The sequence below is a fragment of the Novosphingobium aeonii genome, from assembly GCF_052279045.1.
Lineage (GTDB): Bacteria > Pseudomonadota > Alphaproteobacteria > Sphingomonadales > Sphingomonadaceae > Novosphingobium.
The window spans coordinates 299298-315285 of the sequence record NZ_CP176832.1 but is presented as its reverse complement, the minus strand read 5'-3'; the positions used below and the strand labels follow the sequence as shown (position 1 = coordinate 315285).

Sequence of the window (15988 nt, the reverse complement as noted above, 5' to 3'; positions counted from 1 at the left end):
AAAGGCCGCGGGCAAGGACAGGAAAACCGGGGGTTCGAGTGACCAAGACGGTCGTCACGCTGGAAGACAAGTACAGGCAGGGCGAGGGGCAGGTCATGCTCTCGGCGCTGCAGGGCGTGGTGCGCCTGCTGCTCGACCAGTCGCGGCGGGACCGTGCGGCGGGGCTGAACACGGCGGGTTATGTCACCGGCTATCGCGGCTCTCCGATCACCACGCTCGATGCGCAGTTGTGGGCCTCCGAAAAGCTGATCACCGAACATCATGTGCGTTTCGAGCCCGGGTTGAACGAGGAACTGGCGGCGACCTCGGTGCGTGGCACCCAGCAGCTCGACTGGTACGGCAAGCCCAACGTCGATGGCGTTTTTGCGCTCTGGTACGCGAAGGGCGTCGGCGTCGAGCGCGCGGGGGAGGCGATCAAGGCGGCGAACTTCGAAGGCACGCACCCGAAAGGCGGCGCGCTGCTGCTCTGCGGGGACGACCATGCGGCGAAGTCCTCGCTGACCGCGCATCAATCCGAACACGTGCTGATGACCGCGATGGTCCCGGTGCTCTACCCGGCAACGACCGACGAGATTCTCGGCTTCGGCCAGTTCGGCTGGGCACTGTCGCGGGCCAGCGGGCTCTATGTGGCGATGAAGGCGGTGACCGACACGCTGGACCTGACCACGACCGTCACACTGCCCGGACACAGCTTCCCGATTGCCCCGCCGGAGATTCCAGCCGGGCCCTCTCCGAACTTGCGCATCGGGATGTCGGCGCTCGATCAGGAGAGAATGGTGATCGAGCGGCGCCTGCCGATCGTGCCACTTTTCACCGCGCTCAATCGCATCGACCGCGTGAGTCACGAGGCGCCCGGCGCGCGGCTGACGGTGGTGAGCGCGGGCAAGGCCTGGCTTGATCTCTGCCAGGCGCTGGCAGATCTGGGGCTGGACGAGGCCGGGTGTGCGGTGCTGGGGGTCAGGGTCGTGAAGCTCGGCCTTGTCTGGCCGCTCGACGTGACGTTCGTGCGGCAGGCCTGCGGGGGCAGCGCCGAAGTCATGGTGGTCGAGGAAAAGCGGCCCGTTATCGAGGACCAGATCGCCCGTCTGTTCTATGGCCGCGCCGATGCCCCGGCGCTTTCGGGCAAGACCGCGCCCGATGGCTCCGCGCTGCTGTCCGAAGTGGGTGTGCTCGATGCGGCCATGGTGCGGCGCGCGCTGATCGCGCGCATGGCGGCGCTGGGTATGCTGCACGATGACATAGCCGCGCGGGATGCCATGCTGCGTGAGCGGGAAGACTCCGCAGCCGTGCTGGAACGCACCGCGATCCGGCCGGCCTATTTCTGCTCGGGCTGCCCGCACAATACCTCGACCGTGGTGCCCGAAGGCTCGGCGGCGATGGGGGCGACCGGGTGCCACGGCCTTGCCCACTACATGCCCGAACGCAGCACCATGCAGACGGTGAGCATGGGGCAGGAGGGGATGCCCTGGATCGGCGCGCAGCATTTCGTCGATACGCCGCACATGTTCCAGAACCTCGGCGACGGAACCTACACGCACTCCGGCCTGCTGACGATCCGGGCCGCGGTGGCGGCGAAGAGCCGGGTGACGTTCAAGATCCTCTACAACGATGCCGTCGCCATGACCGGCGGGCAGCCCGCAGAAGGTGCGCTCAGTCCCGAGCAGATCGTGTGCGAACTGGTGGTGGAGGGTGTCCACCCGGTGGTGCTGGTGAGCGAGGAACCGGCGCGCTTTGCTGCGTCCGATCTGCCCGCCGGAACCCGCGTGCTGCACCGCGATGAACTGGATGCGGTCCAGCGCAGCTTGCGTGATCTCCCCGGCACCAGCGCCATCGTCTACGAGCAGACGTGCGCCAACGAGAAGCGCCGCCGTCGCAAGAAAGGGGGCTATCCCGATCCCGACAAGCGACTCTGGATCAATCCCGCGGTCTGCGAAGGCTGCGGCGATTGCTCGACGCAGTCCAACTGCCTCTCGGTCGTGCCGATCGAGACCGAGTTCGGCCGCAAGCGCGCCATCGACCAGTCGAGCTGCAACAAGGATTTCTCCTGTATCAAGGGCTTCTGCCCCAGCTTCGTCGAGGTTTCGGGTGGTACGCTCCGGAAACGCAGCATGGACGATGCCGCGCTGGCGCGCATGGTCGCCGCTTTGCCCGAACCGGCGGTGGCGGACTTGTCGGGCGGAGCCTCCGCCATGCTGGTGGCGGGCATTGGCGGTACCGGCGTGCTCACGGTTGGCGCGGTGCTGGCGATGGCGGCGCAGCTGGAGGGCAAGGCCGCCAAAGTGCTGGATCAGACCGGCATGGCGCAAAAGGGCGGCGCGGTGGCGAGCCATATCCGGATCGGCGCCGATGCAGCGGCGATCCCCTCGGCACGGCTGGGTGCGGGCATGGCGGATCTGGTGATCGCCTGCGATCTGGTGGTGGCCTCATCACCCGAAGTCATGGCACTGGCGCGGCCCGATACGCGGGTGCTGGCGAACGAGGACGTGGCGCCTACCGGCGAATTCCAGCGCAACCCGGACCTTGATCTGACCGCCAGCCGCTTCCTGCACGCCATCGGCAAGCGCGTCGATCCGGCGGGAATCGCCTCCCTGCGCGCGGGCTCGCTGGCGACGCGGCTCTTGGGGGACTCGATCTTCACCAATCTGATGATGCTGGGCTTTGCGGCGCAGAAGGGCCTGCTGCCGGTGCGGCTTGCCTCGGTGGAGGAGGCGGTGCGGCTGAACGGTGTGGCGGTGCGCGCGAACCTTGCAGCGCTGTCTGTGGGAAGATTGGCGGCTGCGGGCGGTGAAGACCTCTTAGCGCTGGCCGATGCTGGGCCTTCGGCACCCGAGCCGCCGCGCGATCTGGCCGCCCTGACCGCGCGTTACGAGCGCCTGCTGACTGACTGGCAGAACGCCGCCTATGCTGCGCAATACCGCAGGTTCATTGACGAAATCGCGGGCACACTTGCAACGCGCGGGCTGGAGGACAGCGAACCTCTGCTGCGCGAGATCGCGCGCCAGCTTGGTCGGCTCATGTCCTACAAGGACGAGTACGAAGTTGCCCGTCTCTACAGCGCACCGGCCTTTCGCGCGGGCCTGTCTGACGCATTCGGCGGCAAACCTCGCCTCAAGGTCCACCTCGCGCCGCCGCTGCTGGCTTTCCGCAAGGATCGCAAGACCGGCCGCCCGCGCAAGATCGCGTTCGGAAGCTGGATTTTCCCGGCTTTCACGATGCTGGCGAAGGCAAGGGGATTGCGCGGAACATGGCTAGATCCCTTCGGCCACACCGCCGAGCGGCGGATGGAACGCGCGCTGATCGGCGAGTACCGCGACCTTGCCCGCCGGATCGCGGCGCAAGTGGAGGAGGCAACGATGGACACTGCCCTCGCGCTCGCCGCTACCCCCGCACGAATCGCCGGCTTTGGTGCGGTAAAGGAGGCCGGTGTCGCTGCCTGCCGCGCCCGCGTGGCCGAACTCTCGCCCGAACTCGAACCGGCCTGACCGCCGGGGCGGTATCTACCCGCCGAAAATTGCCGTGCGAAAGCGATTGCCGCACGACCGGGCCCATCGCCGCTGGAGGGGAATCGGCCCGTGAATAACATCCGCATCAACGTCTCGTTCGACATGCGCTCGCCCGATTGGGCAACGCCGACGCACGAACTCTACCGCGCGGCGATCGAGATGGCCGCCTTCGTCGACAGGATCGGTGCCGACCAGATCGGGCTGATGCAGCATCACGGTTCCGATGACGGCTACCTGCCGCAGCCGTTCACGCTGGCTGGCGGCATGGCGGCGGTTACCAGCCGCATCCGCTTCCTGCTGGGTGCGGTGGTCCTGCCGCTGCACGATCCGCTGGAACTGGCCGAACAGATCGCGATCGTGGACCAGATGTCCAACGGCCGGCTCAACGTCATCTTCGGTGCCGGCTATGTCCCGTTCGAGTTCGCCATGTTCCGCAAATCCCTGAAGGACCGGGCGCGGCTGATGGACGAAGGGTTGGAGATCATCCTTCGCGCGCTTCGTGGCGAGAAATTCGAATTCGACGGGCGCCCGATCTACGTGCGGCCGCTTTCCGTGCAGGCGCCGGAGGATATCGTCATGGTTGGCGGCGGCGTTCCCGCATCGGCCCGGCGCGCGGCGAAGTTCGGTGTCGGTTTCGGGCCGATGAAGCCGGAACTCGTGGACCTCTACCTGGCCGAATGCGAACGCCTTGGCCACCAGCCTCGCACCTATTTCCGGCCTGTTCCCGGCATGCCGCTTGCGGTTCACTTGTGCGAGGATCCCGATGCCGGCTGGGAAGCGATCGCGCCGCATGCGGTCCACGTCATCACCGAATACGCCAAGTGGGCAGCCGCCGAGGGTGAGGATTCAAACTCCCCGTTCAAGGGGCTGACAGACCCGGCCGTGCTGCGCCACGCGGGCATGTTCGCGGCGTGGACGCCGGATCAACTCGTTGAAAAGGTGCGTTCGATGGGCGGCGCCGGGCAGATCGGATTCCAGCCGCTGCTGGGCGGGCTTTCACCGGAAGAAGGCTGGAAGAGCCTCAAGCTGCTGGAAGCGACGATGCCGCGCTTGAAGGAAGCGATGGGCTAGGTCCGGTACCGCTTTCGCAGGACTTCGAGGAAGGCGCTCGGCTGCTCGCCAGCGGCGTGCAGCAACCCGACCTCGCGGGCGAGTTCGAAGTCCCGCACCGGCACGAAGCGGACCGATCCGTCGGCAAAGCCTTCCGGCATCATTCCCACCCCCGCGCCGCTGCGGATCACCGCAAGGACGCGCTCGTCGCTGGTGGTCTTGAGGACGAAGCGGGGGCGGACGCCGCGCTGGGTGAAGAAGCGGTTGATCTCCGGCAGGGCCTCGCAGTGGCGGCGCAGTGCCATGCGGTCCTGCGCCAGTTGTTCGGCGAGAATTTCGGCCTCATCCGCCAGCGGATGGTCTGGCGGCAGCACCATCATGTAGCGTTCGCGGGCGAGAACTTCCGGCCGATAGCGCGCATGGTGCGGCCGTATGACGGTAAGCGCCACGTCGATCCGCCCGCGTTCGAGACGCTCGGCAAGATCGCGTTCGCTGCCATCGAGAAGTTCGAGCGCCTCCCCCGAGCCTTGCAAGCGGTGCTGGGCCAAGGCGCTGCCGATCAGCTGTGTGGGAATCGTGTTGAGGACGCCCACGCGCAGCAGGCTCGCTTCGGCGGGCTGCGCGAGTTCTACCAGAGCATGCTCATACTCGGCGGCGATGCGGCGGGCACGGACCAGGAACCGGCTACCGGCGGGGGTCAGGGCAACGCGTTGGCGATCCCTGTCGAACAGGCGGGCGCCCAGTTCCCGCTCCAGCTTGGCGATACCGGCGGAAAGGGTGGGCTGCGTAACCGCTACGCTGCGCGCCGCACGGCTGAAGTTGCCGGTTTCCGCCACGGCCAGGAAATAGCGCAGGAGATATTGGTCGATCATAGACACGATCTATTACGAAGGGCGGTAACTTTCAATTTCCGCTGCGGTCCCGGCATGTCTACACGGGAATGATAAGTCACTCGTATTGGGAAGAGGCCCGTTGGCCCGACTGGAGAATGAAGCATGAGCGCACCAGTGCTCCAGACCAGCCTGAATCTCGACAGTCCCGAAGCGCAGGCGCGCGATCGCCACAACCGGGCGCTCGTTGCCGAATTGCGCGGTAAAGTCGCCAGGGCGGCGCTGGGCGGTAACGAGAAGTCACGCGAACGCCACGTTTCCCGCGGCAAGCTTCTGCCTCGCGAGCGTGTCGAACGGCTGCTCGACCCCGGTTCGCCTTTGCTGGAACTGGGGCAACTGGCCGCCGAGGGGCTCTATGAGGACGACATTCCCGGCGCCGGACTGATCACCGCGATCGGCACCGTTTCCGGCCGCCAGTGCATGATCGTGTGCAACGATGCCACCGTGAAAGGCGGCACCTATTACCCGATCACCGTGAAGAAACACGTCCGCGCGCAGGAGATCGCGCAGGAAAACAACCTGCCGTGCGTCTACCTCGTCGACAGCGGCGGCGCCAACCTGCCGCACCAGGCCGAGGTTTTCCCGGATCGTGACCATTTCGGCCGCATCTTCTTCAACCAGGCGCAGATGTCCTCGAAGGGCATTCCGCAAATCGCCTGCGTCATGGGAAGCTGCACCGCCGGCGGCGCCTATGTCCCGGCGATGAGCGACGAATCCATCATCGTGAAGGAGCAGGGCACGATTTTCCTGGCCGGCCCGCCACTGGTGCAGGCGGCGACGGGGGAGGTGATCTCTGCCGAGGATCTGGGCGGCGGCGACCTGCACAGCCGCAAGTCTGGCGTGACCGACCATCTTGCCGACAATGACGAACATGCGCTGACCATCGTGCGCGATATCGTCAGCCACCTTGGCCCCGCCCATCATCACGACCAGCCGCTGCGCGAGCCGCGCCCGCCCAAGTACGATCCCGAGGAACTCTATGCCGTAGTGCCCGAGGACGTGCGCGCGCCTTACGATGTTCACGAGGTGATCGCCCGCATCGTCGATGCGTCCGAGTTCCACGAGTTCAAGGCGCTTTACGGCACCACGCTGGTCTGCGGTTTCGCGCATATCCACGGGCAGCCGGTGGCGATTCTCGCCAACAACGGCGTGCTGTTTTCGGAGAGCGCGCAGAAGGGCGCGCACTTCATCGAACTGGCCTGCCAGCGCCGCATTCCGCTGCTGTTCCTGCAGAACATCTCCGGCTTCATGGTCGGTGGCAAGTACGAGGCGGAAGGCATCGCCAAGCATGGCGCCAAGCTCGTCACTGCCGTGGCCACCGCCACGGTGCCGAAGATCACCGTGCTGATCGGCGGCTCGTTCGGCGCAGGCAATTACGGCATGTGCGGGCGCGCTTACGATCCGCGCTTCCTGTTCACCTGGCCCAATGCGCGCATCTCGGTGATGGGCGGCGAGCAGGCGGCCTCGGTGCTGGCCACCGTCCACCGCGATGCCGCGAAGTGGTCGCCCGAGGAGGCCGAGGCGTTCAAGGCCCCGATCCGCCAGAAGTACGAGGACGAAGGTAACCCCTACTACGCCACCGCGCGCCTGTGGGACGACGGGGTGATCGACCCGGCGCAGACCCGCGACGTGCTGGGCCTTGCGCTGGCGGCGTGCCTTGAGGCACCGATCCCCGAAAGGCCGCAGTTCGGCGTGTTCAGGATGTGATGGCGATGGCCGATAAGGATAGACTCTTCGTACTCGATACCGATTATGCCGATCCGGTATTCGGCGGCGCGCGTCGCTTCTACTGCAAGGATTGCGTGACGGTGGAGGGCCTGCTGGCGCTGTTCCCGGAGCGGGCGGGCAAGATCGAAGTGGTCCGCGTGGGCTGGCCGCGACCGCGCACGGCGGTGGTCGCCATGTTGGGCGAGGAAAACCAGAACCTCCCCGCGCTCGCCTTTGCCGAAGGCGGCTTCGCGGGCGATATCGAGGGCGTCCTTGCGGCGCTGCACACCCGTCACGGTTTCCCGGAGCGTCACCCATGATCCAGTCGCTGCTGATCGCCAACCGCGGCGAAATCGCCTGCCGCGTCATCCGCACTGCCCGCCAGATGGGCATCCGCACCGTTGCGGTCTATTCCGACGCCGACGCCGATGCGCTGCATGTGCGCGAGGCGGACGAGGCCGTGCATATCGGGCCCTCTGCCGTGCGGGAAAGCTACCTTGTCGGCGAGAAGATCATTGCCGCTGCGAAGCAGACCGGCGCCGAGGCGATCCACCCGGGCTATGGCTTCCTCTCAGAAAACGCGGCGTTCGCGCAGGCGGTGATGGACGCGGGGCTGGTCTGGGTCGGGCCGAACCCTTCGTCGATCACCGCGATGGGCCTCAAGGACGCGGCCAAGACGCTGATGGCGGAGGCCGGGGTTCCGGTGACGCCGGGCTACATGGGCGCGAATCAGGAGCCTGCCTTCCTGGCAGAAGAAGCCGCAAAGATCGGCTATCCCGTGCTCATCAAGGCCGTTGCCGGCGGCGGCGGCAAGGGCATGCGGCTGGTCGAGGCACCCGAGGCTTTCGTTGACGCACTGGCATCGTGCAAGCGCGAGGCGGCGTCCTCGTTCGGCAACGACCACGTGCTGATCGAGAAGTACATCGCCAGTCCGCGCCATATCGAAGTGCAGGTTTTTGGCGATAGCCACGGCAACGTCGTCCATCTGTTCGAACGCGACTGCTCGCTCCAGCGCCGCCACCAGAAGGTGATCGAGGAAGCTCCGGCGCCCGGCATGGATGCCGCAACGCGCGAGGCGCTCTGCGCGGCGGCGGTGCGTGCGGCCAAGGCGGTCGATTATGTCGGCGCCGGCACTATCGAATTCATTGCCGACGGTTCCGGCCCGCTTTCCGCAGACCGCATCTGGTTCATGGAAATGAACACGCGCCTGCAGGTCGAGCATCCGGTGACCGAGGAGATCACCGGCGTCGATCTGGTCGAATGGCAGCTTCTCGTCGCCAGTGGCCAGCCGCTGCCGAAATCCCAGGAAGACCTCACGATCGACGGCTGGGCGATGGAAGCGCGCCTCTATGCTGAAGACCCGGCCAAGGGCTTCCTGCCCAGCATCGGCAAGCTCGAACTGCTGGAGTTCGGCGATGCCGAAGGCGGCCGCATCGACACCGGCGTTTATGAAGGGGCCGAAGTTTCGCCCTTCTATGACCCGATGATCGCCAAGGTCATTGCCTGGGGCGAAGACCGTGACGAAGCGCGCGAACGACTGGGCGAGATGCTGGAGGACAGCGCCGTCTGGCCGGTGCGCACCAATGCCTCGTTCCTCGTGAAGGCCCTGCAGCATCCCGACTTCGCGGCGGGCAAGGTCGACACCGGCCTGATCGCCCGCGACGGCGAGGCCATGGCGCAGGCCCCGGTGCCTTCGGACGAAGTGCTGGAGGCTGCTGCCAATTCCCTGGTACCGGCAAATTCGTTGCCCGGTTTCCGCCTCAATGCTGCACCGGCGCGTAGCGCGTGGTTCTCGCTCGATGGCGAAAAGGTCGAGATCGCGCTGACCGGCGATGGCAGTGATGAGCCTGATGAAGGCGTGCTGGTCACCGAGCAGGGACAGGCCTGGCTGCTTACGCCGTGGCGCCGTGACGGTGTGCATGGCGGCGTCGATGCCTCGGGCGCGATCCTTGCGCCGATGCCGGGCAAGGTGATCGCGGTCGATGTGGCCCAGGGCCAGATCGTCACCAAGGGCCAGAAGTTGCTGACGCTCGAAGCGATGAAGATGGAACACACCCTGACCGCGCCGTTCGATGGCACGGTTGCCGAACTCAACGCCACTGCCGGGGCACAAGTGCAGGTCGAAGCCCTGCTCGCCCGGATCGAGGAGAGCGAATAATGCCGGGCAGGTTTTTCGACGAATGGACCGTGGGGGACCGGATCACGCACCAGCCCGGCCGCACGGTCACCGAGACCGACAACCTGATGTTCTCGGCCATGACGCACAACATGCAGCCGCTCCATCTGGACGCCGAATTCGCCAGGCAGAGCGAATTCGGCCAGATCCTCGTCAATTCCACTTTCACCTTCAGCCTCGCCGTGGGCCTATCGATTGCCGACACCACTGTGGGCACGCTCGTCGCCAATCTCGGCTTCGACAAGGTGGTGACGCCAAAGCCGACCTTCATCGGCGATACGCTCACCTGCCATTCCGAAGTGGTCGAAATGCGCGAGAGCAAGTCTCGGCCCTCGCAGGGCATCGTCGTGTTCAAACACGAACTGACCAACCAGCGCGGCGAGACTGCGCTCTCGATGCTGCGCACCGTCCTCCTCAAGAAGCGCCCTTCCTGACGCTCTGGCGTAATTAATCCGGTCGGCGAAGCTGGCACGGTCCGGGGAATGACCGGCACTTCAACCTAGAATTCGGACCAATCCTCACCGGAGTTCGAGGGGCTGACCGCCAAGTTTCGGCTTACCGGCATAAGCGCGGGGCGTAGCGGGGCGGCCACCGGGGCGGGCGCCGCGCGCCGTGACAGGAGACGCACCGGTGCATTTGTACCCTGGTTCAGCCTGAAGCGCGCGGTCAGTCCGGCAAGTTCTTCCGCTTCCGAGGCCAGGCCGCGTGCCGCGGCGGCGGTTTGCTCGACCATGGCGGCGTTCTGCTGGACCATCTGGTCCATGCTGGCGACGCCGCCGCTGATGTCGGTCAAGGCCTCGGACTGCACTTCCGCCCCTTGGGCGATCGCATCGACCAGCTTGTTGATCTCGGCGATCCGGGTGCCGATCCGCTCCAGCATGCGGCCGGTCCGGCCTACCAGATCGACCCCTTCCGCGACTTGCGTGGACGACGTGGTTATCAGCCCGCGAATTTCCCGCGCCGCATCGGACGATCGCTGGGCCAGCGCCCGCACTTCGTTGGCGACGACGGCGAAACCGCGCCCGGCATCGCCAGCGCGCGCGGCCTCCACCCCCGCATTGAGCGCCAGCAGATTGGTCTGAAAGGCGATGCCGTCGATCAGGTCGGTGATCTGGTTGATCTGCAGCGAGCTCTTCTCGATCGCGTCCATTGCGGTAACCGCATTGCGCACGACTTTGGCACCGTCATCGGCGTCCCCGCTGGCCGCGCCGACCGCGATGCGAACCTCACCGGCGCTGCGCGCGGTGACTTCCACCATGCCCGTCACATGTTTCATGGAAGCCGAAGTGCGTTCCAGCGTGGCCGCCTGGCTTGCCGTGCGCTGCGCGAGATCATCCGACGCGGCGCGGATTTCGGCCGAACCGGTGCGCACGCTTTCGGCGGAGGACACGACTTGCGCCATGCTCGCTTCCAGACCGGCGACAGTGCGGTTGAAGCTGGCCCGCAGGCTTTCATATTCATCGGCGAAGGCGGTTTCCAGCTTGACCGCCATGTCACCGCCTTCAAGCGAGAGCAGGCCGCGTTCCAGTGAGTCCACCATCTGCTGGCGGGTGGAGTTGAGCTGGAGTTCGACGGCATTGTCCCGGAACACCGCCATGGCCTTGGTCATCCGGCCCACGCAATCGCTGTGATCGGTGAAACGTATCGGGCTGACAAGATCGCCGGCAGCCAGCCCTTCCATGCGAACGACCGTCTCGACATAGGGATCGCAGATCAGTTTGCCGCTGATCTTCACAGTGACGAGCGATGCTGCGAGCGCCACGACCGCCAGGCCGATTCCGGCCACGGTGAAATGTCGGGCGGCGAGGACCGAGCCAGCTGTCGAGAGCAGCCCCCACAGACCATGCACATAGAACAGGGTGCGGAACTTGAGCCGGATCGGCGCGTATTTTTCGAACCAGTTGAACATTCTCGGCCTCGCTGACCATTTTCCGCGAGGACATGTGCCTCCGGCGAGCCCGTGATGTACGCGGCATTTGCGAAGGATTGGCGGATGGCCGCTAAGGGGATTCAACTAGCGGCGCGGGCAAAGGCATGAGGGCGGGATCACCGCCCGGCACCGGAAGTACAAATTTTTCGGGGTGGTGGAGCCGGGGCGCCTTACATAGTCGGCAGAAGGTATGAACATGCCGGTGCAACACGCTTCCTGGGGCCTTACCGAGAAGGAGAAGCAGACGCTTCGCCTGATCGTGAGGGGGCATGACGCCAAATCCATTGCCCGCACGCTCGACCTTTCGGTCCACACGATCAACGAGCGGCTGCGCGATGCGCGGCGCAAGATGGCGGTGTCCAGCAGCCGGGAAGCGGCACGCCTGCTGCTGGAGGTGGAGAGTGACCGGACCGGCTTTCCGACCCCCGAACTGCTTGTGGACGCGCAAATCGGGGCAGACGCGGCGGCGCGCCCGGGGGATGGGGCAGAGGCGCCGATCGGCGGCGCAGGGTGGCTCCATCGCCATCCCCGGATCAGCATCGGAGTTCTGCTCATGACCATTGCCCTCGGCCTTCTGGCGCTCGCCAGCCTGACGCAAGTTTCCGCGCCCTCATCGTCAGCACCGACCTCTGCGGTCAATCAGGAGGTCGTCGATGCGGCGCGCCAATGGTTGACGCTGGTGGATCAGGGCCGCTGGGAGGATAGCTACAAGGGCACCGGCTCCGCATTCCACAAGCTGAACACCCTGCAGGTATGGGCGGAGACCTCCGAAAGGGTCCGGGTGCCGCTGGGGGCGGTGATCTCGCGCACGTTGCTCAGCCAGGAGAACCTGCCCGCGCCGCCTGCCGGCTATGAAGTCGTGAAGTTCCGCACCAGCTATGCCAACAAGGCGGATGCGGTGGAGACGGTTTCATTGGCGCGCGAAAATGGCGTGTGGCGCGTGGCGGGTGTGACCATCGAGTAGGTTGGGCGCGCGTACGGGGGCGTCCCTTTGGACTTCCCCTAGCCCGCCAGATGCTCGCTGAGGGACCGCGCCGCGCCGACCAGCGCCTGCTTCACCCGGTCCATCTCCCCGCGCAAGGTCGCGCCGATGCCGATGGCGACCAGCGCGTGGGAGGGGGCGCCGCTGCCGCGACCGCCTTTCCACACCGGCGCCGCGATCACGGTGACCCCGGCGATATAGTGGCCGTCGTCCACGGCGATCCCGGTCAGCTTCGCTTCGGCGACTTGTGCGCACCATTCCTGCCATGACGGCGCCTCGTCCCAGCGCAGCGCTTCGAACCGGGGGCGCAGCGCTTCGAGGTCCGGCGCCCCGAAGGCGGCGATGCAGCGGCCGGTGGCGGAGACAAGCGCGGGGAAGCGGCTGCCGACCTGGGTCGAGAGTTGGAAAGCCTCGCCCGATTGCGCCATCGCGGTGACGATGATGTGGTCGAGCCCGAAGATCTGCACACCCAATGTGGTCAGTCCGAACTCGCGCGAGATACGGTCGAGCGGGGACTGCGCGAGGTCGTTGAACTGGTCCCGTTTCAGCCAGGCGCGGGCGAGGGTGAGGACCCCGGCATCGAGAGCGTAGCGCTTGGTGTCCGGGTCGAAAGCGACCAGTTCCTCGGCCACAAGCGCCCGTAAAACATAGAGACAGGTGCTGGGCACGAGCCCCAGTTCACGCGCCACGGCCTGTACCCCCATGGGCGATCCACGTTTCCCGAGCAGGCGCAGCACGGCTGCCGCCCGGGCGATGGCGGGAGCCTTGCTGGCGCGCACGGCGTCTTCGAGAGGATCTGTGGGGCTAGCCATTCAATATATAGAATAACATTCAATATTTACAAAACAAGCCTGCTTCATCACATTTGCTGAACACAAGAACAAACGGTCGGCGCCGAATCGCGAGAAGCGAATCGTGCTGGCGCGGAAGCGGGATGAGCGATGGTGAAGTTGACCGACCTTTCGAGCTATGCCGATGCGCAGGCGCACGCCTCTTCGGCCGCGCTGTGGGACCTGTTCGACGGCGACCGCGAGGTGCTGAACATCGCGCATGAGTGCATCACCCGCCATGCCGATGGTTCGGGACGGCCGGCGGTGCGGATTGCCCACGCAGATGGCCGAGATGAAATCCTCAGCTTCGATCTGATTGCCGCTGGTGCCGCGCGGTTCGCGCACTGGCTCGATGCCGAGGGCGTGCAGCCGGGTGAGCGGATCGCCTTCATGCTGGAACCCTCGCTGCCGTTCTACGTCTGCCTGTTCGGGGCGATGCAGACCGGGGCGATCTCGGTGCCGCTGTTCACGCTGTTTGGTCCCGACGCGCTCAAGCTGCGGATCGACGACTGCAAGCCATCGATCCTCATCACCAATGCCGAAAAGGCGGAGCTCGCACGCGGGGCGGTGACGGCGGAAAACGGGCTGCGCGTGATCGTCGCGGACGATGGCCTGCTGGACGAGATCGCGAAGTATCCGGCCACTTATGAACCTAAGACCAGGGCGGGCGACCTGGCGGTGTTCCAGTACACCAGCGGCACCACGCGCGAACTGCCGGAGGCGGTGAAGCACACGCACAAGGCATTGGTTACGCTGATGTTCGCGGCGCTCTACGGCACCGGGATAAGGCCGGGCGATGAGTTTTTCTGTCCGTCCTCGCCCGCATGGGGGCACGGTCTGTGGCACGGCACGCTGGCGCCGCTCGGTCTTGGCGTCACCACCGGCACTTTCGCCGGACGCTTCGATCCGGTGCGGCTGATGAAGGCGCTGGACGATTACGGCATCACCAACATGTCGGCCGCGGCTACGCACTACCGGATGATGAAAAACAGCGGCGCGGCGGGGGACTTCAAGTTCCACTTCCGCAAGCTGTCCTACACCGGGGAGCCGATCGACCCGGCGACTCTGGAATTCATCGACGGAGCCTTCAAGGTTCCGGTTTGCTCGATGTACGGCACGACCGAAATCGGCGTCGTGCTGGTGAACTATCCCGGCGCACCGGACTTCACGGTGAAGCCGGGATCGCTGGGCAAGGCGGTTCCGGGCCAGAAGCTGGAAGTGCAGCGCCCTGACGGTACGCCCACCGCGCCCGGCGAGATCGGCGAACTGATGCTCTGGCGCGGCGGTGCCTGGATGACCACCAAGGACCGCGCGAAGATCGATGAGGACGGCTATTTCTACCACTGCGGCCGCGCCGACGACGTGATCATCTCGGCCGGCTGGACGATGTCCGCCGTCGAGATCGAGAACACCATGCTGCGGCATGAGAACGTGCTCGAATGCGGCGTGATCGGCGTGCCGGACGAGAAGCGCGGGCAAGTGGTGAAGGCTTTCGTCGTGGCGAACCGCGCCGGAGACGATGCCTTCGTAAAGGAGCTTCAGGACTTCACCCGCCAGAAGCTCGCCCAGCATGAATTCCCGCGCATCGTGGAGTTCGTGGACGAGCTTCCCAAGAACCCGGCCGGCAAGGTCCACCGCAAGATGCTGCGCGATCGCGAAGCGGCGAAGGCCGCCGAAGCGGTCGGCTGAACCCAATCCGAAAACTCAGGAGAGTACCGAAATGGCAACCACAGCAGAGTCCAAGTTCCCCAAGATCACCGAGGCCGGCCTCGACGATCTGCGCGCCCGCATCGGCGTGAAGATCGAGAACACCGTCGAGCCGTGGAACTACGAAGCCACCCGTGACGCGATCCGCCACTATGCCCACGGCATCGGCGACGACAATCCGCTGTGGTGCGATCCGGAATATGCGAAGAACACGAAGTACGGCTCGATCGTCGCGCTGCCTTCGTTCCTCTTCACCACCAGCCGCATCGTCTCGGGCTACTGCGGCGGTCTTTCGGGCGTGCACGCCATGTGGGCGGGTGCGGACTGGACCTGGCAGAAGCCGGTGCTGCGCAACGACACCATCACCACGGTGGCCTATCTCAAGGATCTGGTCGAGCATCAGACCAAGTTCGCCGGTCGCTCGTTCCAGCAGATCTACCACGTCGACTTCTTCAACCAGCACGGCGAGCAGGTTGCCGGCGCCGACAGCTGGGTGTTCCGTACCGACCGTGACGAGGCCCGCGAGCGCGGCACCAAGTACACCGAAGCGCGCGGCCGCGTTGAGCCCTTCACCCAGGAACAGCTCGACGAATTCTACGACATCTACGACCAGGAAGAGATCCGCGGCGCCACCCCGCGCTACTTCGAGGACGTGAACGTCGGCGACAAGCTGCCGCCGATGATGAAGGGCCCGATGACCGTCACCGGCTTCATCTGCTACGCGCAAGGCTGGGGCGGCCTCTACATCCGCGCCAACAAGCTGGCCTACAAGATGCAGAAGGCCCACCCGGGTCTGGGCATCCGCAACCGCTTCAACGTGCCGGACTGCCCCGAGCGCGTGCACTGGGACGAAGCTTTTGCTCTCGAAGTGGGCGCGCCGGGCGCTTACGACTACGGTCCGGAGCGTTGCTCGTGGCTGACGCACCACATGACCAACTGGATCGGCGACGACGGCTTCCTTACCAAGTCGGACTGCCAGATCCGCCGCCACAACCCGGACGGTGATGCCATCATCATCACCGGCGAAGTGACGCGCAAGTTCGAGGAAGGCGGCAAGAAGTTCGTCGAAGTGTCGCAGAAGGCGACCACCCATCGCGGCGAACTCTCGGCCTTCGGCACCGCCGTTGCGGAACTGCCCAGCAAGGGCTGATCGCAAGAGGCATTGCCGCCGATAGCGGCATGGCGATTTCGGCCCGGACCTTTGCAGAAGGTT

12 protein-coding genes are annotated in these 15988 nt (G+C 65.6%); 9 read left to right on the top strand and 3 right to left on the bottom strand.

Annotated elements, in window-relative coordinates:
* The first annotated feature begins 38 nt into the window (after window positions 1–38).
* A complete protein-coding gene (locus ACLIMP_RS01645; protein ID WP_324697100.1) occupies window positions 39–3482 on the top strand; it encodes an indolepyruvate ferredoxin oxidoreductase family protein in 3444 nt (1147 codons plus the stop codon).
* Between the two features lie 90 nt (window positions 3483–3572).
* Complete coding sequence (locus ACLIMP_RS01640; protein ID WP_324697098.1) at window positions 3573–4574, top strand: LLM class flavin-dependent oxidoreductase; 1002 nt, start codon at window positions 3573–3575, stop codon at window positions 4572–4574.
* Here ACLIMP_RS01640 and ACLIMP_RS01635 read toward each other — a convergent pair.
* On the bottom strand, window positions 4571–5425 hold the full coding sequence (locus ACLIMP_RS01635; protein WP_324699084.1) for a LysR family transcriptional regulator: 855 nt from the start codon (window positions 5423–5425) through the stop codon (window positions 4571–4573). The two genes, ACLIMP_RS01640 and ACLIMP_RS01635, sit on opposite strands and share 4 nt — an antisense overlap.
* A 123-nt stretch (window positions 5426–5548) precedes the next feature.
* Here ACLIMP_RS01635 and ACLIMP_RS01630 point away from each other — a divergent pair, with 123 nt between their 5' ends.
* From ACLIMP_RS01630 to ACLIMP_RS01615, 4 genes are read left to right on the top strand one after another with little or no spacing between them, the layout of a single operon-like run.
* The gene (locus ACLIMP_RS01630; protein ID WP_324697096.1) at window positions 5549–7150 is read left to right on the top strand and encodes a carboxyl transferase domain-containing protein; all 1602 of its coding nucleotides are present in this window, start codon (window positions 5549–5551) and stop codon (window positions 7148–7150) included.
* Window positions 7151–7155: 5 nt separating this feature from the next.
* Window positions 7156–7470 (top strand): DUF3088 family protein, encoded by a 315-nt coding sequence (locus tag ACLIMP_RS01625; protein ID WP_324697094.1) that lies wholly within the window; start codon window positions 7156–7158, stop codon window positions 7468–7470.
* Complete coding sequence (locus ACLIMP_RS01620) at window positions 7467–9308, top strand: acetyl-CoA carboxylase biotin carboxylase subunit (RefSeq protein ID WP_054438326.1); 1842 nt, start codon at window positions 7467–7469, stop codon at window positions 9306–9308. The genes ACLIMP_RS01625 and ACLIMP_RS01620 overlap by 4 nt, the downstream gene beginning before the upstream one ends.
* Window positions 9308–9760 (top strand): MaoC family dehydratase, encoded by a 453-nt coding sequence (locus ACLIMP_RS01615; protein WP_324697091.1) that lies wholly within the window; start codon window positions 9308–9310, stop codon window positions 9758–9760. Before ACLIMP_RS01620 ends, ACLIMP_RS01615 begins: the two co-directional genes overlap by 1 nt.
* A 65-nt stretch (window positions 9761–9825) precedes the next feature.
* Here ACLIMP_RS01615 and ACLIMP_RS01610 read toward each other — a convergent pair whose 3' ends face one another.
* Window positions 9826–11235: a methyl-accepting chemotaxis protein gene (locus ACLIMP_RS01610; RefSeq protein WP_054438322.1), complete on the bottom strand. Its 1410-nt coding sequence runs from the start codon at window positions 11233–11235 to the stop codon at window positions 9826–9828.
* A gap of 211 nt (window positions 11236–11446) precedes the next feature.
* On the opposite strand from ACLIMP_RS01610, the gene ACLIMP_RS01605 reads away from it, so the two are divergent.
* Window positions 11447–12220: a helix-turn-helix domain-containing protein gene (locus ACLIMP_RS01605; protein ID WP_324697088.1), complete on the top strand. Its 774-nt coding sequence runs from the start codon at window positions 11447–11449 to the stop codon at window positions 12218–12220.
* A 38-nt stretch (window positions 12221–12258) separates the two neighbouring features.
* On the opposite strand, the gene ACLIMP_RS01600 is transcribed toward ACLIMP_RS01605, so the two are convergent.
* A complete protein-coding gene (locus ACLIMP_RS01600; protein ID WP_324697086.1) occupies window positions 12259–13050 on the bottom strand; it encodes an IclR family transcriptional regulator in 792 nt (263 codons plus the stop codon).
* Between the two features lie 129 nt (window positions 13051–13179).
* Here ACLIMP_RS01600 and ACLIMP_RS01595 point away from each other — a divergent pair, with 129 nt between their 5' ends.
* Both ACLIMP_RS01595 and ACLIMP_RS01590 read left to right on the top strand, forming a co-directional pair.
* Entirely contained in the window at window positions 13180–14757 is a 1578-nt protein-coding gene (locus ACLIMP_RS01595; protein ID WP_324697084.1) for an acetate--CoA ligase, read from the top strand.
* Window positions 14758–14788: 31 nt separating this feature from the next.
* Window positions 14789–15925, top strand: a complete 1137-nt coding sequence (locus tag ACLIMP_RS01590) for an FAS1-like dehydratase domain-containing protein (RefSeq protein ID WP_132388156.1) — start codon at window positions 14789–14791, stop codon at window positions 15923–15925.
* Window positions 15926–15988: the final 63 nt, after the last annotated feature.